Below are 21,298 nucleotides of genomic sequence, written 5' to 3' on the forward strand. Positions count from 1 at the left end.
CTCCATTAATCATAAAAATTTTCTTAAATATCTTAAATAATACATAAAATCTCTAAAAAGAATAATCCTGTTAATAATATGTTCATAGATAGGTTTTGTCAACCTATTATAAGTGTTATATATTATTAAAAACAATATAACAACTAATTATTAAAATATTTATGTAATTATTAATTTATTATTATATTTTTGACAGTGGTTTTCTAAAATATTAAGAATTTTATTAAGTTCTTCTTTTTCAACTTTTCATTTATTAATATCTTGATAATTTAATAAATAAAGTTGATATATTTTTTTAAACAAAACAATGTCAAAATTAATTATAGCTAATTTTAAAGAACAATTTTTACAAAAAACACCACCCAAATCATAATTAATTAAATACAAATTAGTTATTTGATTACAATTAATACAATTAGTAAAGTTAAACTGAATTCCTTGAAATATTAAACTATGAAATAAGAAAAAAACATAAACTTTCTTAAAATTACTATTTATCATTAACTGTTCATATAAATTAAATAAAAAAGAAAAGATATTTTTATTATTAATAATAATTTTTTCTAAATAATTAATAACTATCTTGTTAAAACTCTTAATCAATTGATAACTTTTTTCATTTATAAAACTATTAAAACTTTTTATTTTTTTATATGTTATACATAAGTTTGAACAATCATAATTTTGATTAAAAATAAAAATTCAACAATCTAAAAGACTATATTTATTTAAATTGATTTTTATTTCTGGTAAAGAAACTATTTTAACACCATAATTTGATGTTAAAATAGTAACATTATTTATTGATTTAATGTAGTTAATGTTTAAAATCAAACCAGTATCAATATTAAACACATTTTAACTATAACCTAACTCTTTTAATTTTCTAGGATTATTTCTTCAATCAGGTATTACTTTTACAAAAGTTTTTAATATAATATGAGAATCAAAAATACTTTCTAAATCTGTTCTAGCTCTTATTCCAATTTCTTTAATCATACTACCTCCTTTACCAATAATAATTCCTTTTTGTGAGTCTCGTTCAACAACAATAACAGCATTAATATCAGTAATATTAGTATTTGGATTATAATTAATACTTTCAATTAATACTGCTACACTATAAGGAATTTCTTCTTCTGTTAAATTTAAAATTTTTTCACGAATAATTTCCTTAATTAAAGTATTATCTGAAACATCATCGTTATTTTCGATTAAATGATTCTTTTCACCAATTGGTAAATACTCATATAGTTTTTTCAATAATATATCTAAATTCATTTCTTTTATAGCAGAAATTGGAATTATTTCTTTAAATGGTAATAAATCTTTTCACTCATTAATTTTATCCATTAATTTTTCTTTTGTTACTAAATCAACCTTAGTTAATAAAAGTAGAATAGTTGTATTTACCCTTTCTGATAATAATTTAATAATATGTTTATCGCTATTTCCAATGTATTAATTACATGGCGCTAATAAACAAATAATGTTAGTTTCTTTAATGGCGCGATTAGCATCGCGATTCATCATTCGTCCAAGTTGGTTATTATGTTTATGAATGCCGGGAGCGGGAGTATCAAAAAATATGATTTGCATATCATCACTATTATAAATACCTTGAATTTGATTTCTGGTTGTTTGTGGTTTATTAGACACAATTGCCTTTTTTTCTTGAAGAATGGTATTTAATAAAGTTGATTTTCCAACATTACTTCTACCAATAAAACTAACAAAACCTGATTTAAAATTATTATTCATAAATTAATTCCCTTTCAATGAACTTGGTTTAAACGCTAAAGGTAATAAGTCTTTTACTAATATTTTACAAATTGTTTTAGTATCATTATTTTCATTTTTATTACTAATATAAATAGGACATGTTTCTGGCATAATTTCAATCATAAATTGACGACACATACCACAAGGAGAACCAACAGTTTCACTATCAGTAATTAAAAATAGACTAATAATATCTTCTTTTTTATAACCTTGAGCAATAACTTGTGACAAAGCCGCTCTTTCAGCACAAATGCCTACTGAGTATGCAGCATTTTCAACATTTACTCCTAACACTTCTTTACTATTTTTCAAAAGCACTATTGCAGCAACTCTAAATAAAGAATAAGGAGCATAAGCATTTTTTTGTATTGCTTTTGCTTTTTTCAATAATACTAATAAATCTATATCTTGTTCCATTATACCACCCCTTATTTTCTAGTAATACCAAGAATATTTAAAATTTCATCTTGTAAATCAAACATAACCTTTTCTTCTAGGCTATTTTGATGATCATATCCTAATGTATGAAGTAATCCATGAATAAAAAGAAATGATAATTCTCTAATTAAACTATGGCCATATTCTTGTGCTTGCGCTACTGCCTTTGAATAACAAATATAAACATCACCTAAATCTCTAATATCAATATTAATATTTGGAAAATCATCATCATTATTTCCAAATGATAAAACATCAGGAACATAATCTTTATGACGATACATTTTATTTAATTCAATACTAGTCTGTTCGTCATTAAAAATAGCAGCAATACACCATGTAATTTTCTGTTTTAACTTAATAGCTACTGCATTTAAAATTTTTTCTGATAAAATATTAAAATTTTTAATGTCATAGTTATGATCATTGTAAATATTTACAATATTAATTTTTGCTGGCATTTATCTACCTAACTTCTTTTTGATTAAATTATATCAATATTTACATTTATGTTGTAATATTATTTCAAATAAATGTTAACAAACTTTCTTCACCAATAATTATTAATACCATTTGATTTAAATATGTATTAGAATTAATATTTTCTTCAATTAAAAGTTGATTATTATCATTTCATTTTGGAAAAAAAATTGTTAAATAACATTTATTAATAGAGAAAAAAATGAGGCTTTTTAATAATCTGTGTATCTTTGTTTTACAAAGTTACTAATTTAGATTAATTCTGTCTTCAAATTTTATCATAAAATGAGCAATTGCTGTATTTCAATTTTGAATAGGCAATGTTCATTTTTTTGTTATATTTTCAATTGCCAAGTAAAATATTTTGAAAACTGCCATATCATTAGGAAAAACTTTTTTATTTCTGATGATTTTTCGTAATTGACTATTAACAGATTCAATAGCATTTGTAGTATAAATCACTCTTTTGATTTCTACTGGATAACTAATAAAAACCATTAAATTATCTCAATTTTTATATCAAAATTTAGTAATTTGAGGATATTGTTTATTTCATTTACTTTCAAACGATTCTAAAGCTTGCATTGCTTGTTCTTCACTACATGCACTATAAATTGGTTTTAAATCTGCAACTAGACATTTTCGATGTTTGTATGAAACATATTTTAAACTATTTCTAATTTGATGAACAATGCATAATTGATGTTCTGTTTTAGGATAAACTGATTGTATTGCTTCTGACATGCCTGTTAAATTATCACTACAAGCAATAAGAATATCATTTAAGCCACGATTTTTCATTTCTGTGAAATTAGATAATCAAAACTTAGAACCTTCATTTTCACTAATTCATAATCCTAAAACATCTTTTTTGCCTTCTAAATCAACTCCTAATGCTATATAAACTGATTTGTTAATAATCCGTTTATCTTGTCGTACTTTAACTACTATACAATCAAAATAAACAATAGGATAAATACTTTCTAATGGTCGATTTTGTCATGCTTTAACATCATCAATAACATCATCAGTAATTTGACTAATAACACTTTCACTAATATCAGCACCATGATATAACTCTTGCAACTGCATTCTAATGTCAGATAATGTCATTCCTTTTGCATACAAGGAAAGAACTTGTTGATCAAAACCATCAAATCTTCTTTGCCTTTTAGGAACTATTACAGGAGTAAAATTACTATTGCGATCTCTTGGTACATCAATTTCAATTTTACCTTGTTGAGTTATTAATTTTTTTGAACTTGTACCATTACGAGCATTTTCAGTAGTACTATGTTGATTTTTTTCATATCCTAAATAATTTTGCATTTCAGAATTCAACATTTTTTCAACTAATCTTTTTGTTAATTCTTTATATAAACCGCCAGGTTTAAAAACTGTTGTTAAATCTTCAGTATTTTCTAGTAATAAATCTACTGCTTTTGATATTGGATCATTATTATTAAAGTTATCTTTTTTAGCCATCTGTAACTCAATCTTTCTAGTCATTTAATTATATTTACTAGAATTAATTAAACATAGTTATTTTTGTAAGTTACACAGATTACTAAACATTTCCAATGGCAACCCTTTTTAGGACTATTTTTTGGTAGACATTTGTTTTTGATAACTAATTGGAGTTAGGTAGTTTAGAGTGCTGTGAATTCTTATGTTGTTATATCAATTGATGTAATCAAATAATTCTAATTTTAATTGGATTAATGATGTAAAATTTTTATCATTAATAAATTCAATTTTGAAAGTTTTAAAAGTTGCTTCAGCAACAGCATTGTCATAAGGACATCCTTTTTTGCTTAAAGATCGAGTTATGTTGAAAGCTAATAAAAGTTTATCAATAGTTTTATTATTGAATTCATTACCGCGATCAGTATGAAATATTTCAATATCTTTTAAACAGTGATTTGATTGCATAAATGCTTGATATACTAATGATGCATCTTTTTTAACTCCAACACTATGTCCAATAATTTCGCGGTTAAATAGGTCGATTAATAGGCAAATATAGTTTCATTTACCATTAACTTGAACATAAGTTAAATCAATAACAATAACTTCATTTTTAATTCTATTATTAAAGTTTCTATTAACAAGATTGGTTATTTGACTATCATTGACTTTATTATGATAATTTTTGAATGATAATTTAGTGTATTTTGATATTAAATTATGCTTATTCATAATTTCTTTAATTTTTCTGCGTGATAAATAAATTTCTTGGTTTGCTAGTATGACTTTTAATCTTCTAGTACCATAAACTTCTTTATTTTCTTTAAAAGCACTAATAACAGCTTGTTCATAAATATTATTTTGAATTTTATTTTTTTTCTTTAAATTAAAATAATATGTTGATTTAGAGAGTTTTAAAAAATGACACATTGTGCGAATTTTATATTTAGATTTATTATTTGCAATAATCTCTACTTTCTGCCTATTATTAGTGCTGCTTGCTTTAAAATATCAATTTCCATTCGTAACTGTTTTAATTCTTTATTTGCTTGAATTAATTGTTTTTCTAAATCTGAAAGATTATCTTTAGTTTTAAAACTACCTGAATTAGTAAATTGCTTAATTCAATTGTAAGTAGCTGCTCTTGTAACATTGTATTCTTTAACAAGGCAAGATACTGATTTGCCACTTTGATATAAAGCTACTATTTGTTTTTTAAATTCATCTGAATATGAGTTAATAGTGACCATAATTATAATTCCTTTCTTTTAACTAATTTGTTCACTTGTCTATGTAATTAGTGTCCAATAAAGTGTAACCCATCCAAATCTTGATATAAAAATTGAGATAATTTAATGGTTTTTATTAGTTATCCAGTAGAAATCAAAAGAGTGATTTATACTACAAATGCTATTGAATCTGTTAATAGTCAATTACGAAAAATCATCAGAAATAAAAAAGTTTTTCCTAATGATATGGCAGTTTTCAAAATATTTTACTTGGCAATTGAAAATATAACAAAAAAATGAACATTGCCTATTCAAAATTGAAATACAGCAATTGCTCATTTTATGATAAAATTTGAAGACAGAATTAATCTAAATTAGTAACTTTGTAAAACAAAGATACACAGATTATTAAAAAGCCTCATTTTTTTCTCTATTAATAAATGTTATTTAACAATTTTTTTTCCAAAATGAAATGATAATAATCAACTTTTAATTGAAGAAAATATTAATTCTAATACATATTTAAATCAAATGGTATTAATAATTATTGGTGAAGAAAGTTTGTTAACATTTATTTGAAATAATATTACAACATAAATGTAAATATTGATATAATTTAATCAAAAAGAAGTTAGGTAGATAAATGCCAGCAAAAATTAATATTGTAAATATTTACAATGATCATAACTATGACATTAAAAATTTTAATATTTTATCAGAAAAAATTTTAAATGCAGTAGCTATTAAGTTAAAACAGAAAATTACATGGTGTATTGCTGCTATTTTTAATGACGAACAGACTAGTATTGAATTAAATAAAATGTATCGTCATAAAGATTATGTTCCTGATGTTTTATCATTTGGAAATAATGATGATGATTTTCCAAATATTAATATTGATATTAGAGATTTAGGTGATGTTTATATTTGTTATTCAAAGGCAGTAGCGCAAGCACAAGAATATGGCCATAGTTTAATTAGAGAATTATCATTTCTTTTTATTCATGGATTACTTCATACATTAGGATATGATCATCAAAATAGCCTAGAAGAAAAGGTTATGTTTGATTTACAAGATGAAATTTTAAATATTCTTGGTATTACTAGAAAATAAGGGGTGGTATAATGGAACAAGATATAGATTTATTAGTATTATTGAAAAAAGCAAAAGCAATACAAAAAAATGCTTATGCTCCTTATTCTTTATTTAGAGTTGCTGCAATAGTACTTTTGAAAAATAGTAAAGAAGTGTTAGGAGTAAATGTTGAAAATGCTGCATACTCAGTAGGCATTTGTGCTGAAAGAGCGGCTTTGTCACAAGTTATTGCTCAAGGTTATAAAAAAGAAGATATTATTAGTCTATTTTTAATTACTGATAGTGAAACTGTTGGTTCTCCTTGTGGTATGTGTCGTCAATTTATGATTGAAATTATGCCAGAAACATGTCCTATTTATATTAGTAATAAAAATGAAAATAATGATACTAAAACAATTTGTAAAATATTAGTAAAAGACTTATTACCTTTAGCGTTTAAACCAAGTTCATTGAAAGGGAATTAATTTATGAATAATAATTTTAAATCAGGTTTTGTTAGTTTTATTGGTAGAAGTAATGTTGGAAAATCAACTTTATTAAATACCATTCTTCAAGAAAAAAAGGCAATTGTGTCTAATAAACCACAAACAACCAGAAATCAAATTCAAGGTATTTATAATAGTGATGATATGCAAATCATATTTTTTGATACTCCCGGCATTCATAAACATAATAACCAACTTGGACGAATGATGAATCGCGATGCTAATCGCGCCATTAAAGAAACTAACATTATTTGTTTATTAGCGCCATGTAATGAATACATTGGAAATAGCGATAAACATATTATTAAATTATTATCAGAAAGGGTAAATACAACTATTCTACTTTTATTAACTAAGGTTGATTTAGTAACAAAAGAAAAATTAATGGATAAAATTAATGAGTGAAAAGATTTATTACCATTTAAAGAAATAATTCCAATTTCTGCTATAAAAGAAATGAATTTAGATATATTATTGAAAAAACTATATGAGTATTTACCAATTGGTGAAAAGAATCATTTAATCGAAAATAACGATGATGTTTCAGATAATACTTTAATTAAGGAAATTATTCGTGAAAAAATTTTAAATTTAACAGAAGAAGAAATTCCTTATAGTGTAGCAGTATTAATTGAAAGTATTAATTATAATCCAAATACTAATATTACTGATATTAATGCTGTTATTGTTGTTGAACGAGACTCACAAAAAGGAATTATTATTGGTAAAGGAGGTAGTATGATTAAAGAAATTGGAATAAGAGCTAGAACAGATTTAGAAAGTATTTTTGATTCTCATATTATATTAAAAACTTTTGTAAAAGTAATACCTGATTGAAGAAATAATCCTAGAAAATTAAAAGAGTTAGGTTATAGTTAAAATGTGTTTAATATTGATACTGGTTTGATTTTAAACATTAACTACATTAAATCAATAAATAATGTTACTATTTTAACATCAAATTATGGTGTTAAAATAGTTTCTTTACCAGAAATAAAAATCAATTTAAATAAATATAGTCTTTTAGATTGTTGAATTTTTATTTTTAATCAAAATTATGATTGTTCAAACTTATGTATAACATATAAAAAAATAAAAAGTTTTAATAGTTTTATAAATGAAAAAAGTTATCAATTGATTAAGAGTTTTAACAAGATAGTTATTAATTATTTAGAAAAAATTATTATTAATAATAAAAATATCTTTTCTTTTTTATTTAATTTATATGAACAGTTAATGATAAATAGTAATTTTAAGAAAGTTTATGTTTTTTTCTTATTTCATAGTTTAATATTTCAAGGAATTCAGTTTAACTTTACTAATTGTATTAATTGTAATCAAATAACTAATTTGTATTTAATTAATTATGATTTGGGTGGTGTTTTTTGTAAAAATTGTTCTTTAAAATTAGCTATAATTAATTTTGACATTGTTTTGTTTAAAAAAATATATCAACTTTATTTATTAAATTATCAAGATATTAATAAATGAAAAGTTGAAAAAGAAGAACTTAATAAAATTCTTAATATTTTAGAAAACCACTGTCAAAAATATAATAATAAATTAATAATTACATAAATATTTTAATAATTAGTTGTTATATTGTTTTTAATAATATATAACACTTATAATAGGTTGACAAAACCTATCTATGAACATATTATTAACAGGATTATTCTTTTTAGAGATTTTATGTATTATTTAAGATATTTAAGAAAATTTTTATGATTAATGGAGGGGCAATGATTAATAAAATTATCAATGATAAGTCAATGAAGGAAATAATTACTCATTTAAAAGAAAATGGTTTTATTTTTCAAGGATCAGAAATTTATTCAGGTCTTGCTAATAGTTGAGATTATGGTCCGCTTGGTGTAGCACTTAAAAATAATATTAAGAAAAGTTGATGAGTTTTTTTTGTCGAAAAAAATCCATACAATGTTGGGCTAGATAGTTCAATTATTATGAAATCTAAAGTTTGAGAAGCTTCAGGGCATTTGAGTAATTTTAGTGATCCATTAATTGATTGTAAAAAATGTAAGTCTCGCTTTCGAGTTGATAATTTAATTAATCATTATTTTCCTAGTATTAATTGTGATAATTGAAGTAATGAAAAATTAGAAACATATATTAATCAAAATCATATTAAATGTATTAAATGCAATAATGAAGATTGAACTAAAGTTAGACAATTTCAATTAATGTTTGAAACATATCAAGGTGTTTTAAAAGAAGATAAAAATAAAATTTATTTAAGACCTGAGACCGCACAAGGAATATTTATAAATTTTAATAATGTAAGAAATAGTTGTAATAAAAAAGTACCATTTGGTATTGGTCAAATTGGTAAAAGCTTTAGAAATGAGATAACTCCTGGTAATTTTATTTTTCGTACTAGAGAATTTGAACAAATGGAATTAGAATTTTTCTTTATTCCAAAGGATAAAAATGATAATACTTGATTTAATTATTGAGTTGATCAATGTAAAGAATTTCTCTCTCTAGTAGGTTTATTGAATTCAAAAAATATAAAATTTAAAAATCATGAACAAAATCAACTAGCACATTATGCATTAGCAACTACTGATATTGAATATAATTTTCCTTTTGGTATGAGTGAATTATGTGGTATAGCTAATCGTGGGAATTATGATTTAACAAAACATAGTGAGAATTCTGGTGTAAATTTTGAGATTCAAGATCCTAATGTTACAGTAAAAAGAATGGTTATTCCTTCAGTTATTGAACCTTCAATTGGTGTTGAAAGGCTTTTATTAGCTTTAGTTTGTGAAGCATTTACAAAAGAAGTTTTAAAAGACGATAAAGAACGGTTAGTGTTAAAATTAAATAAGAGTATTTGCCCTTATCAAGTAGCTGTTATGTCTTTAAATAAAACAAAATTAGGTAAAGAGGCATATGAAATTTTTGAAATGTTAAATAAAACACAATTAAGAGTAATTTATGAAGCATCATCAAGTGTTGGTAAATCTTATCGTTATCAAGATGGTATTGGTACTATGTATTGTGTAACAATTGATTATGACACAAAAACTAAAGGTACTGTTACAATTAGAGATCGTGATACTACAAATCAAGTTATAGTTAAAGTTGATCAACTTAAAGAATATTTATATGACAAATTAGACATTATTTGTTAGAATTGTGTGAAAAAATATGGATATCGAGTTTAATAAAAAAATTAATGAAGTTAAAGCAAAAATTAATATTGTCGAAGTTATGGGTAAATATTTAAATTTGATCCGTAAAGGCAATAATTTTTGAGCTATCTGTCCTTTTCATGAAGACTCTACTCCTTCATTATCAATTTCACAAGAAAAACAAATTTATAAATGTTTTTCTTGTGGTGAACAAGGAAATGTTTTTATTTTTTTACAAAAATATAAAAATATTAATTTTATTAATGCTCTTAAAGAAGCAGCAGATAATATTAATTTAAATTTAAAAGAGTTTGATATTAATTTATCTGAATTTAATGTTGAAACTAAAAAAAATCCACTAAAAATTTTAAATAATATTGCAATGAATTTTTTTAGTTATCAGTTACTAACTGATATTGGTCAAGAAGTAATGAAATATTTACGAAATCGTAATATTACTACTGAAAATATTAAATATTTTAATATTGGTTATGCACCTATTAATAATGAATTAATAGATTATCTTAATGCACAAGGTTATAAAGATAATATTGAATTTGTAAAATTAGGACTTATGAAAATTAATAATAAGGATCAACTTCTTCCTACCTTTTCAAATCGAATTATGTTTGCTATTAAAGATGAAGATGGAGACTGTGTTGGTTTTTCTGCAAGAAATTATAATAGAGAAGATAAAAGTTATAAATATATTAATAGTCCAGAAACAGATTTTTTTAAGAAAAGTAAAATTTTATATAACTTTAATAATGTTAGAAATTATATTAAAAAAAATGAAGTTATTTATTTGACTGAAGGTTTTATGGATGTTATTGCTCTAAATAATCAAAATATTAAAAATGTTGTTGCTTTAATGGGAACAAATTTAACAAAAGAACATATTTTACTTTTAAAAAAAATTACTACTAATATTATTATTTTTTTAGATGGTGATTTACCAGGAAAAATAGCATCTTTAAAAATAGCTAGTGTTTTATTATCAAATAATTTTAAAGTACAAATTATCAATAATGATACTAAATTTGATCCTGATGAATTAATAAATAAATTTCCTCAAAAATTTTATGAAATAATAAAAAAAACTATTCATCCTTTTGAATTTGCAATTAATTTATCATTAACTAAATATAACATTAAAAAAGATAGTTATGAACTTAATGAATTTTTAAAATCATTAGTTCCAATTTGAACAAAAATCAATGATGTTATTACTCAAAAGTTTTATTTAAATATGTTAGCAAAAATAACTAATTTATCCACTGAAGACTTAATACAAATTTTAAATATTGATAATAATTTAGTAACTACAACTTTTAGTATCAAAAATAAATCTAAAATAGAAGTAAAAAATATTTTTTTTGAAGCACAAGAACAACTTATTTTTTTAGTAATGTTATCAAGAAATGTTTATTTAATTTTAGAAAAAGAAAAATTTATTTTTCCAAATCAAGATTTTATGAATTTATACTTTTTAATTAGTCAAAAATATCAAAATAATCAAATAGAAGCAATTAATTTTGATTTAATTTTAGAAGAACTTAAAGGTAATTCACTTTTAAATATTTTAGAAAAACTTCTTGATAAGTATAAAAATAAAAAGTTTGATTTAAAACCTCAAATTATTAATGATTACTTAAAAATTATTAATAATCAACTAATTGATTATGAAATAAAAATGATCAATGATAAATTGAAATCTGAAAAAAATATTGAAAAACAAATATTGTTATTAAAAGAAATATCAGTATTAAAAAATAAAATAAAGAAAAAATAAGTATGATGATAAATTAAGGATAAGGTGAAAATATGGCTGCTATACAACAAAAAACGAAATTGAAAAAACTTTTAACTTTAGAGGAAGTAGAAAGTAATTTAATTAAAAAATTAGAAAAGAGTCAAACAAAAGAATTAAAACAAGAAGATGTCATTAAAGAGTTTGCACATTTAAAATTAGATGATGATACGATTGAGGAAATTTTTGATCGGTTAGAAAAAGAAGGAGTAGTCTTTACTGATATTTTGATGGATGAAGTTGAAGATGATGCTAATTTTCCCGATATTGATGATGAACAATTACCTGATGATTTAGATATTGATATTTTAGTTAGTGATTTGAGTTTTAAAAATACAATGGGGATCTCTAATGATACAAGAAGAAAAGATGGAATTAAGTCTTATTTTAATATTTTGGGAACAAGTCAAATATTGAGTCAAAGTGAGGAAATTAAATATGCTAAAATGTTAGAATCAAAAGATGTTGAGGAAAGAACATATGGTCGTGAGCAATTAATTAAATCAAATTTAAAATTAGTAGTTTCTGTTGCTAGAAAACATTTAAATCGTGGTTTAGATTTTGCTGATTTAATTGAAGAAGGTAATATTGGTCTTATTAAAGCAGTTGATAAATTTGATTATCGCCGTGGTTTTAAATTTTCAACTTATGCTACTTGATGAATTAGACAATCAATTACACGAAGTTTAGCTGATCAAGGTAAAATGGTTCGTGTACCTGTTCATATGGTTGAAAGAATTAATAAGTTAACAAGAATTGAAAGAAACTTAACACAAGAATTAGGTCGTGATCCTACTCATGAGGAAATTGCCAATAAAATGGGACAAAACATGACAGCCGATCGTGTTCGTGAAATTAAAAAACTTGCTATTGAACCAGTATCTTTAGAAAAACCAATTGGTGAAGAAGATGATACACATTTTGGTGATTTTATTAAAGATAAAAATATGCTATCTCCCGATGAATATGCTGAAAGACATTGATTAAGAGAACAATTGGATCGTGTTTTTGCTGAAGTATTAACAAAACGAGAAGAAAAAGTTATTAGAATGCGTTTTGGAATTTTACCAACAAAATTAAGAAGATTATTAGAACTTTGTGAAGATGAAAAAGAAATTACTGAATTAAAAACAGTAGTTAATAATTTACAGTTACACTATGATACTAGTTTAGATAAAACAGAATTGTTAAGTGATAAGGTTGTTCATCGTCATATTACTAAGTACGATTCTCCAAAAACTCTAGAAGAAGTTGGTAAAGAATTTATTGTCACAAGAGAAAGAATTAGACAAATAGAAGCAAAGGCAATTAGAAAATTAAAACATCCGTCTAAATATAAACATATTAAAGAATTTTATAAAGGATAATAGTTAACATGTTAACTATCAATAATATAATTAATGTTTTAGAAACATATTTTCCTTTAAAAGATGTTTGTGAATGAGATTTTTCAGGAATACAAATTAAATCAAAAACAAAAACCAATATTAATAAAATTTTAGTTTGTTTAGATGTTACTAATGAAGTTTTAACTGAGGCCATTAATAATAATATTGATTTAATAATTTCTCATCATCCATTAGTTTTTGCTAAAGATATTAATCAATCTAATATTTCAAATTGAAAAAAAGAATTATATAGTAAAATACTAATAGCAGATATTAATGTATATTCATTACATACTAATTTTGATATATCATTAGTAGGTATGAATATGTTGATGGCTAAAGAATTAAAAATTAAAAATATTCATTTTATTAATGAAGAAAAGTTGGCAATAGTTGGTAAATTTGATAGACAAATGCCATTAAAAGAATTGATTAATAACTTAAAAAAATATTTTAATGTTGCAAATATACAATTGGTTAATAATAAATTGAGTGATAACAATATAGTGACTGTTGCTTTATCTGCTGGTGCTGGTGGTGATATTATTAGTAATTTATCTAACAATATTGATTTATTAATTACTGGAGAAATGAAATGAAACTATATTATGGAAGCTAAAGATAGAAAAATTAATGTTATTTTGGTTGGTCATTATATGGAACAAAAATTTGTTGATTTTCTTTTTCAATTACTTATTGAAAAATTATCAACAAAAGTTAAAGTTTTTAAATATAATTTAGAAAATCCTATTACTTTTTTTTAAACTTATAAAATTTAAAAAGGAAAAAACTATTTTTTAAATAAAAATAAGTTTTAGGGGGTTGATAAATATGATTTTAGAAGATTTAGAACCAATGACTGATCAAGAGTGTCAGGCAGTTAGTGGTCGTTTTGCTCAATTTTTAATGGGTGCCGTGTTAGCGGGGATAGCAATTCCTGTTATTAAAAATTTATGAAATAGTGTTTCAGGAAGTATTAAGTTACTAGGTGGTATTGAAAGTAAATGAGACAGTTCTAAAGATGATAGTAAAGATTTAGCAAAAATTAAAGATGAATTTAATAAATTTCAAGAAAAATTAACACATTTAATACCGCCTTTTTATGAATTTTAAAGAACTTAATAATACAAAAAAACCAAGAGAAAAAGCCATTAAATATGGCTTTGACGCTCTTAGTGATAATGAATTATTAGCAATTATTTTGCGAACAGGAACTAAAGAAAAAAATGTATTATTTTTAGCGCAAGAAATAATTACTAATTTTAATGGTCTTGAGAGGCTTTTTAATAATCTGTGTATCTTTGTTTTACAAAGTTACTAATTTAGATTAATTCTGTCTTCAAATTTTATCATAAAATGAGCAATTGCTGTATTTCAATTTTGAATAGGCAATGTTCATTTTTTTGTTATATTTTCAATTGCCAAGTAAAATATTTTGAAAACTGCCATATCATTAGGAAAAACTTTTTTATTTCTGATGATTTTTCGTAATTGACTATTAACAGATTCAATAGCATTTGTAGTATAAATCACTCTTTTGATTTCTACTGGATAACTAATAAAAACCATTAAATTATCTCAATTTTTATATCAAGATTTGGATGGGTTACACTTTATTGGACACTAATTACATAGACAAGTGAACAAATTAGTTAAAAGAAAGGAATTATAATTATGGTCACTATTAACTCATATTCAGATGAATTTAAAAAACAAATAGTAGCTTTATATCAAAGTGGCAAATCAGTATCTTGCCTTGTTAAAGAATACAATGTTACAAGAGCAGCTACTTACAATTGAATTAAGCAATTTACTAATTCAGGTAGTTTTAAAACTAAAGATAATCTTTCAGATTTAGAAAAACAATTAATTCAAGCAAATAAAGAATTAAAACAGTTACGAATGGAAATTGATATTTTAAAGCAAGCAGCACTAATAATAGGCAGAAAGTAGAGATTATTGCAAATAATAAATCTAAATATAAAATTCGCACAATGTGTCATTTTTTAAAACTCTCTAAATCAACATATTATTTTAATTTAAAGAAAAAAAATAAAATTCAAAATAATATTTATGAACAAGCTGTTATTAGTGCTTTTAAAGAAAATAAAGAAGTTTATGGTACTAGAAGATTAAAAGTCATACTAGCAAACCAAGAAATTTATTTATCACGCAGAAAAATTAAAGAAATTATGAATAAGCATAATTTAATATCAAAATACACTAAATTATCATTCAAAAATTATCATAATAAAGTCAATGATAGTCAAATAACCAATCTTGTTAATAGAAACTTTAATAATAGAATTAAAAATGAAGTTATTGTTATTGATTTAACTTATGTTCAAGTTAATGGTAAATGAAACTATATTTGCCTATTAATCGACCTATTTAACCGCGAAATTATTGGACATAGTGTTGGAGTTAAAAAAGATGCATCATTAGTATATCAAGCATTTATGCAATCAAATCACTGTTTAAAAGATATTGAAATATTTCATACTGATCGCGGTAATGAATTCAATAATAAAACTATTGATAAACTTTTATTAGCTTTCAACATAACTCGATCTTTAAGCAAAAAAGGATGTCCTTATGACAATGCTGTTGCTGAAGCAACTTTTAAAACTTTCAAAATTGAATTTATTAATGATAAAAATTTTACATCATTAATCCAATTAAAATTAGAATTATTTGATTACATCAATTGATATAACAACATAAGAATTCACAGTACTCTAAACTACCTAACTCCAGTTAGTTATCAAAAACAAATGTCTACCAAAAAATAGTCCTAAAAAGGGTTGCCATTGGAAATGTTTCGTAATCTGTGTAACTTACAAAAATAACTATGTTTAATTAATTCTAGTAAATATAATTAAATGACTAGAAAGATTGAGTTACAGATGGCTAAAAAAGATAACTTTAATAATAATGATCCAATATCAAAAGCAGTAGATTTATTACTAGAAAATACTGAAGATTTAACAACAGTTTTTAAACCTAGCGGTTTATATAAAGAATTAACAAAAAGATTAGTTGAAAAAATGTTGAATTCTGAAATGCAAAATTATTTAGGATATGAAAAAAATCAACATAGTACTACTGAAAATGCTCGTAATGGTACAAGTTCAAAAAAATTAATAACTCAACAAGGTAAAATTGAAATTGATGTACCAAGAGATCGCAATAGTAATTTTACTCCTGTAATAGTTCCTAAAAGGCAAAGAAGATTTGATGGTTTTGATCAACAAGTTCTTTCCTTGTATGCAAAAGGAATGACATTATCTGACATTAGAATGCAGTTGCAAGAGTTATATCATGGTGCTGATATTAGTGAAAGTGTTATTAGTCAAATTACTGATGATGTTATTGATGATGTTAAAGCATGACAAAATCGACCATTAGAAAGTATTTATCCTATTGTTTATTTTGATTGTATAGTAGTTAAAGTACGACAAGATAAACGGATTATTAACAAATCAGTTTATATAGCATTAGGAGTTGATTTAGAAGGCAAAAAAGATGTTTTAGGATTATGAATTAGTGAAAATGAAGGTTCTAAGTTTTGATTATCTAATTTCACAGAAATGAAAAATCGTGGCTTAAATGATATTCTTATTGCTTGTAGTGATAATTTAACAGGCATGTCAGAAGCAATACAATCAGTTTATCCTAAAACAGAACATCAATTATGCATTGTTCATCAAATTAGAAATAGTTTAAAATATGTTTCATACAAACATCGAAAAGGTCTAGTTGCAGATTTAAAACCAATTTATAGTGCATGTAGTGAAGAACAAGCAATGCAAGCTTTAGAATCGTTTGAAAGTAAATGAAATAAACAATATCCTCAAATTACTAAATCTTGATATAAAAATTGAGATAATTTAATGGTTTTTATTAGTTATACAGTAGAAATCAAAAGAGTGATTTATACTACAAATGCTATTGAATCTGTTAATAGTCAATTACGAAAAATCATCAGAAATAAAAAAGTTTTTCCTAATGATATGGCAGTTTTCAAAATATTTTACTTGGCAATTGAAAATATAACAAAAAAATGAACATTGCCTATTCAAAATTGAAATACAGCAATTGCTCATTTTATGATAAAATTTGAAGACAGAATTAATCTAAATTAGTAACTTTGTAAAACAAAGATACACAGATTATTAAAAAGCCTCGAAATGCAAAATTATTTAGGATATGAAAAAAATCAACATATTACTACTGAAAATGCTCGTAATGGTACAAGTTCAAAAAAATTAATAACTCAACAAGGTAAAATTGAAATTGATGTACCAAGAGATCGCAATAGTAATTTTACTCCTGTAATAGTTCCTAAAAGGCAAAGAAGATTTGATGGTTTTGATCAACAAGTTCTTTCCTTGTATGCAAAAGGAATGACATTATCTGACATTAGAATGCAGTTGCAAGAGTTATATCATGGTGCTGATATTAGTGAAAGTGTTATTAGTCAAATTACTGATGATGTTATTGATGATGTTAAAGCATGACAAAATCGACCATTAGAAAGTATTTATCCTATTGTTTATTTTGATTGTATAGTAGTTAAAGTACGACAAGATAAACCGATTATTAACAAATCAGTTTATATAGCATTAGGAGTTGATTTAGAAGGCAAAAAAGATGTTTTAGGATTATGAATTAGTGAAAATGAAGGTTCTAAGTTTTGATTATCTAATTTCACAGAAATGAAAAATCGTGGCTTAAATGATATTCTTATTGCTTGTAGTGATAATTTAACAGGCATGTCAGAAGCAATACAATCAGTTTATCCTAAAACAGAACATCAATTATGCATTGTTCATCAAATTAGAAATAGTTTAAAATATGTTTCATACAAACATCGAAAAGGTCTAGTTGCAGATTTAAAACCAATTTATAGTGCATGTAGTGAAGAACAAGCAATGCAAGCTTTAGAATCGTTTGAAAGTAAATGAAATAAACAATATCCTCAAATTACTAAATCTTGATATAAAAATTGAGATAATTTAATGGTTTTTATTAGTTATCCAGTAGAAATCAAAAGAGTGATTTATACTACAAATGCTATTGAATCTGTTAATAGTCAATTACGAAAAATCATCAGAAATAAAAAAGTTTTTCCTAATGATATGGCAGTTTTCAAAATATTTTACTTGGCAATTGAAAATATAACAAAAAAATGAACATTGCCTATTCAAAATTGAAATACAGCAATTGCTCATTTTATGATAAAATTTGAAGACAGAATTAATCTAAATTAGTAACTTTGTAAAACAAAGATACACAGATTATTAAAAAGCCTCTCAAGACCATTAAAATTAGTAATTATTTCTTGCGCTAAAAATAATACATTTTTTTCTTTAGTTCCTGTTCGCAAAATAATTGCTAATAATTCATTATCACTAAGAGCGTCAAAGCCATATTTAATGGCTTTTTCTCTTGGTTTTTTTGTATTATTAAGTTCTTTAAAATTCATAAAAAGGCGGTATTAAATGTGTTAATTTTTCTTGAAATTTATTAAATTCATCTTTAATTTTTGCTAAATCTTTACTATCATCTTTAGAACTGTCTCATTTACTTTCAATACCACCTGGTAACTTAATACTTCCTGAAACACTATTTCATAAATTTTTAATAACAGGAATTGCTATCCCCGCTAACACGGCACCCATTAAAAATTGAGCAAAACGACCACTAACTGCCTGACACTCTTGATCAGTCATTGGTTCTAAATCTTCTAAAATCATATTTATCAACCCCCTAAAACTTATTTTTATTTAAAAAATAGTTTTTTCCTTTTTAAATTTTATAAGTTTAAAAAAAAGTAATAGGATTTTCTAAATTATATTTAAAAACTTTAACTTTTGTTGATAATTTTTCAATAAGTAATTGAAAAAGAAAATCAACAAATTTTTGTTCCATATAATGACCAACCAAAATAACATTAATTTTTCTATCTTTAGCTTCCATAATATAGTTTCATTTCATTTCTCCAGTAATTAATAAATCAATATTGTTAGATAAATTACTAATAATATCACCACCAGCACCAGCAGATAAAGCAACAGTCACTATATTGTTATCACTCAATTTATTATTAACCAATTGTATATTTGCAACATTAAAATATTTTTTTAAGTTATTAATCAATTCTTTTAATGGCATTTGTCTATCAAATTTACCAACTATTGCCAACTTTTCTTCATTAATAAAATGAATATTTTTAATTTTTAATTCTTTAGCCATCAACATATTCATACCTACTAATGATATATCAAAATTAGTATGTAATGAATATACATTAATATCTGCTATTAGTATTTTACTATATAATTCTTTTTTTCAATTTGAAATATTAGATTGATTAATATCTTTAGCAAAAACTAATGGATGATGAGAAATTATTAAATCAATATTATTATTAATGGCCTCAGTTAAAACTTCATTAGTAACATCTAAACAAACTAAAATTTTATTAATATTGGTTTTTGTTTTTGATTTAATTTGTATTCCTGAAAAATCTCATTCACAAACATCTTTTAAAGGAAAATATGTTTCTAAAACATTAATTATATTATTGATAGTTAACATGTTAACTATTATCCTTTATAAAATTCTTTAATATGTTTATATTTAGACGGATGTTTTAATTTTCTAATTGCCTTTGCTTCTATTTGTCTAATTCTTTCTCTTGTAACAATAAATTCTTTACCAACTTCTTCTAGAGTTTTTGGAGAATCGTACTTAGTAATATGACGATGAACAACCTTATCACTTAACAATTCTGTTTTATCTAAACTAGTATCATAGTGTAACTGTAAATTATTAACTACTGTTTTTAATTCAGTAATTTCTTTTTCATCTTCACAAAGTTCTAATAATCTTCTTAATTTTGTTGGTAAAATTCCAAAACGCATTCTAATAACTTTTTCTTCTCGTTTTGTTAATACTTCAGCAAAAACACGATCCAATTGTTCTCTTAATCAATGTCTTTCAGCATATTCATCGGGAGATAGCATATTTTTATCTTTAATAAAATCACCAAAATGTGTATCATCTTCTTCACCAATTGGTTTTTCTAAAGATACTGGTTCAATAGCAAGTTTTTTAATTTCACGAACACGATCGGCTGTCATGTTTTGTCCCATTTTATTGGCAATTTCCTCATGAGTAGGATCACGACCTAATTCTTGTGTTAAGTTTCTTTCAATTCTTGTTAACTTATTAATTCTTTCAACCATATGAACAGGTACACGAACCATTTTACCTTGATCAGCTAAACTTCGTGTAATTGATTGTCTAATTCATCAAGTAGCATAAGTTGAAAATTTAAAACCACGGCGATAATCAAATTTATCAACTGCTTTAATAAGACCAATATTACCTTCTTCAATTAAATCAGCAAAATCTAAACCACGATTTAAATGTTTTCTAGCAACAGAAACTACTAATTTTAAATTTGATTTAATTAATTGCTCACGACCATATGTTCTTTCCTCAACATCTTTTGATTCTAACATTTTAGCATATTTAATTTCCTCACTTTGACTCAATATTTGACTTGTTCCCAAAATATTAAAATAAGACTTAATTCCATCTTTTCTTCTTGTATCATTAGAGATCCCCATTGTATTTTTAAAACTCAAATCACTAACTAAAATATCAATATCTAAATCATCAGGTAATTGTTCATCATCAATATCGGGAAAATTAGCATCATCTTCAACTTCATCCATCAAAATATCAGTAAAGACTACTCCTTCTTTTTCTAACCGATCAAAAATTTCCTCAATCGTATCATCATCTAATTTTAAATGTGCAAACTCTTTAATGACATCTTCTTGTTTTAATTCTTTTGTTTGACTCTTTTCTAATTTTTTAATTAAATTACTTTCTACTTCCTCTAAAGTTAAAAGTTTTTTCAATTTCGTTTTTTGTTGTATAGCAGCCATA

23 protein-coding genes and 3 pseudogenes are annotated in these 21,298 nt (G+C 23.9%); 14 read left to right on the forward strand and 12 right to left on the reverse strand.

Going from position 1 to position 21,298, the window contains the following annotated elements; genetic code table 4:
* Positions 1-159 precede the first annotated feature (159 nt).
* From recO (AACK94_RS03420) to AACK94_RS03450, 7 genes are all read right to left on the reverse strand, one after another.
* On the reverse strand, positions 160-855 hold the full coding sequence (recO, locus tag AACK94_RS03420) for a DNA repair protein RecO (RefSeq protein ID WP_338976249.1): 696 nt from the start codon (positions 853-855) through the stop codon (positions 160-162).
* Between the two features lie 3 nt (positions 856-858).
* Positions 859-1,458 (reverse strand): GTPase Era, encoded by a 600-nt coding sequence (gene era / locus AACK94_RS03425; protein WP_338976326.1) that lies wholly within the window; start codon positions 1,456-1,458, stop codon positions 859-861.
* A 3-nt stretch (positions 1,459-1,461) separates the two neighbouring features.
* Positions 1,462-1,761, reverse strand: a complete 300-nt coding sequence (locus AACK94_RS03430; RefSeq protein WP_338976250.1) for a GTPase — start codon at positions 1,759-1,761, stop codon at positions 1,462-1,464.
* Between the two features lie 3 nt (positions 1,762-1,764).
* The gene (cdd, locus tag AACK94_RS03435; RefSeq protein WP_281748063.1) at positions 1,765-2,199 is read right to left on the reverse strand and encodes a cytidine deaminase; all 435 of its coding nucleotides are present in this window, start codon (positions 2,197-2,199) and stop codon (positions 1,765-1,767) included.
* An 11-nt stretch (positions 2,200-2,210) separates the two neighbouring features.
* The gene (ybeY, locus tag AACK94_RS03440) at positions 2,211-2,681 is read right to left on the reverse strand and encodes an rRNA maturation RNase YbeY (RefSeq protein ID WP_338976251.1); all 471 of its coding nucleotides are present in this window, start codon (positions 2,679-2,681) and stop codon (positions 2,211-2,213) included.
* Positions 2,682-2,946: 265 nt separating this feature from the next.
* On the reverse strand, positions 2,947-4,185 hold the full coding sequence (locus AACK94_RS03445; RefSeq protein WP_338976327.1) for an IS256 family transposase: 1,239 nt from the start codon (positions 4,183-4,185) through the stop codon (positions 2,947-2,949).
* Positions 4,186-4,299: 114 nt separating this feature from the next.
* A protein-coding gene (locus AACK94_RS03450; RefSeq protein ID WP_338976252.1) for an IS3 family transposase occupies positions 4,300-5,417 on the reverse strand; the annotation gives its coding sequence in 2 pieces (ribosomal slippage) (positions 4,300-5,147 and positions 5,147-5,417; 1,119 coding nt in all).
* Between the two features lie 72 nt (positions 5,418-5,489).
* On the opposite strand from AACK94_RS03450, the pseudogene AACK94_RS03455 reads away from it, so the two are divergent.
* The 11 genes and pseudogenes from AACK94_RS03455 to AACK94_RS03505 all read left to right on the forward strand — a co-directional run.
* Positions 5,490-5,774, forward strand: a pseudogene (locus tag AACK94_RS03455) (transposase); the annotation flags it as partial.
* Between the two features lie 265 nt (positions 5,775-6,039).
* Entirely contained in the window at positions 6,040-6,510 is a 471-nt protein-coding gene (gene ybeY / locus AACK94_RS03460; RefSeq protein WP_338976251.1) for an rRNA maturation RNase YbeY, read from the forward strand.
* Between the two features lie 11 nt (positions 6,511-6,521).
* On the forward strand, positions 6,522-6,956 hold the full coding sequence (gene cdd / locus AACK94_RS03465; protein WP_281748063.1) for a cytidine deaminase: 435 nt from the start codon (positions 6,522-6,524) through the stop codon (positions 6,954-6,956).
* Positions 6,957-6,959: 3 nt separating this feature from the next.
* Positions 6,960-7,856: a GTPase Era gene (gene era, locus AACK94_RS03470; protein ID WP_338976253.1), complete on the forward strand. Its 897-nt coding sequence runs from the start codon at positions 6,960-6,962 to the stop codon at positions 7,854-7,856.
* Between the two features lie 3 nt (positions 7,857-7,859).
* On the forward strand, positions 7,860-8,555 hold the full coding sequence (recO, locus tag AACK94_RS03475) for a DNA repair protein RecO (RefSeq protein WP_338976249.1): 696 nt from the start codon (positions 7,860-7,862) through the stop codon (positions 8,553-8,555).
* A gap of 164 nt (positions 8,556-8,719) precedes the next feature.
* Complete coding sequence (locus AACK94_RS03480; protein ID WP_338974931.1) at positions 8,720-10,135, forward strand: glycine--tRNA ligase; 1,416 nt, start codon at positions 8,720-8,722, stop codon at positions 10,133-10,135.
* A gap of 16 nt (positions 10,136-10,151) precedes the next feature.
* Complete coding sequence (gene dnaG / locus AACK94_RS03485) at positions 10,152-11,927, forward strand: DNA primase (protein WP_338976246.1); 1,776 nt, start codon at positions 10,152-10,154, stop codon at positions 11,925-11,927.
* Between the two features lie 32 nt (positions 11,928-11,959).
* Positions 11,960-13,312 carry a sigma-70 family RNA polymerase sigma factor gene (locus AACK94_RS03490; protein WP_338976244.1) on the forward strand — a complete coding sequence of 451 codons (1,353 nt, stop codon included), beginning with the start codon at positions 11,960-11,962 and terminating at the stop codon, positions 13,310-13,312.
* Between the two features lie 8 nt (positions 13,313-13,320).
* Positions 13,321-14,097, forward strand: a complete 777-nt coding sequence (locus AACK94_RS03495; RefSeq protein WP_338976242.1) for a Nif3-like dinuclear metal center hexameric protein — start codon at positions 13,321-13,323, stop codon at positions 14,095-14,097.
* 67 nt (positions 14,098-14,164) lie between these two features.
* Positions 14,165-14,446: a hypothetical protein gene (locus AACK94_RS03500; protein ID WP_338976254.1), complete on the forward strand. Its 282-nt coding sequence runs from the start codon at positions 14,165-14,167 to the stop codon at positions 14,444-14,446.
* Positions 14,436-14,654: a UPF0758 domain-containing protein gene (locus AACK94_RS03505; protein ID WP_338976240.1), complete on the forward strand. Its 219-nt coding sequence runs from the start codon at positions 14,436-14,438 to the stop codon at positions 14,652-14,654. Before AACK94_RS03500 ends, AACK94_RS03505 begins: the two co-directional genes overlap by 11 nt.
* On the opposite strand, the pseudogene AACK94_RS03510 reads toward AACK94_RS03505, so the two are convergent.
* Positions 14,651-14,935: pseudogene (locus tag AACK94_RS03510) on the reverse strand (transposase); the annotation flags it as partial. The gene AACK94_RS03505 and the pseudogene AACK94_RS03510 overlap by 4 nt on opposite strands.
* Positions 14,936-15,007: 72 nt before the next feature.
* Here AACK94_RS03510 and AACK94_RS03515 point away from each other — a divergent pair.
* The 3 genes and pseudogenes from AACK94_RS03515 to AACK94_RS03525 form a co-directional block, all read left to right on the forward strand.
* Positions 15,008-16,125, forward strand: a protein-coding gene (locus AACK94_RS03515; RefSeq protein ID WP_338976256.1) for an IS3 family transposase whose coding sequence is annotated in 2 segments (ribosomal slippage) — positions 15,008-15,278 and positions 15,278-16,125 — 1,119 coding nt in all. Because the reading frame shifts where the segments join, the coding sequence is not laid out codon by codon here.
* A 114-nt stretch (positions 16,126-16,239) separates the two neighbouring features.
* Complete coding sequence (locus tag AACK94_RS03520) at positions 16,240-17,478, forward strand: IS256 family transposase (protein ID WP_338976328.1); 1,239 nt, start codon at positions 16,240-16,242, stop codon at positions 17,476-17,478.
* A gap of 3 nt (positions 17,479-17,481) precedes the next feature.
* A pseudogene (locus AACK94_RS03525) lies at positions 17,482-18,606 on the forward strand (IS256 family transposase); the annotation flags it as partial.
* On the opposite strand, the gene AACK94_RS03530 reads toward AACK94_RS03525, so the two are convergent.
* From AACK94_RS03530 to AACK94_RS03545, 4 genes are all read right to left on the reverse strand, one after another.
* Positions 18,603-18,821: a UPF0758 domain-containing protein gene (locus AACK94_RS03530; RefSeq protein WP_338976240.1), complete on the reverse strand. Its 219-nt coding sequence runs from the start codon at positions 18,819-18,821 to the stop codon at positions 18,603-18,605. The pseudogene AACK94_RS03525 and the gene AACK94_RS03530 sit on opposite strands and share 4 nt — an antisense overlap.
* Positions 18,811-19,092, reverse strand: a complete 282-nt coding sequence (locus tag AACK94_RS03535) for a hypothetical protein (RefSeq protein ID WP_338976241.1) — start codon at positions 19,090-19,092, stop codon at positions 18,811-18,813. Before AACK94_RS03535 ends, AACK94_RS03530 begins: the two co-directional genes overlap by 11 nt.
* Before the next feature lie 67 nt (positions 19,093-19,159).
* On the reverse strand, positions 19,160-19,936 hold the full coding sequence (locus tag AACK94_RS03540; RefSeq protein ID WP_338976242.1) for a Nif3-like dinuclear metal center hexameric protein: 777 nt from the start codon (positions 19,934-19,936) through the stop codon (positions 19,160-19,162).
* Positions 19,937-19,944: 8 nt separating this feature from the next.
* Entirely contained in the window at positions 19,945-21,297 is a 1,353-nt protein-coding gene (locus AACK94_RS03545) for a sigma-70 family RNA polymerase sigma factor (RefSeq protein ID WP_338976244.1), read from the reverse strand.
* Position 21,298 lies beyond the last annotated feature (1 nt).

It is taken from the genome of Spiroplasma endosymbiont of Monopis laevigella, from assembly GCF_964019975.1.
Taxonomy (GTDB): Bacteria; Bacillota_I; Bacilli_A; order Mycoplasmatales; family VBWQ01; genus Spiroplasma_E; species Spiroplasma_E ixodetis_A.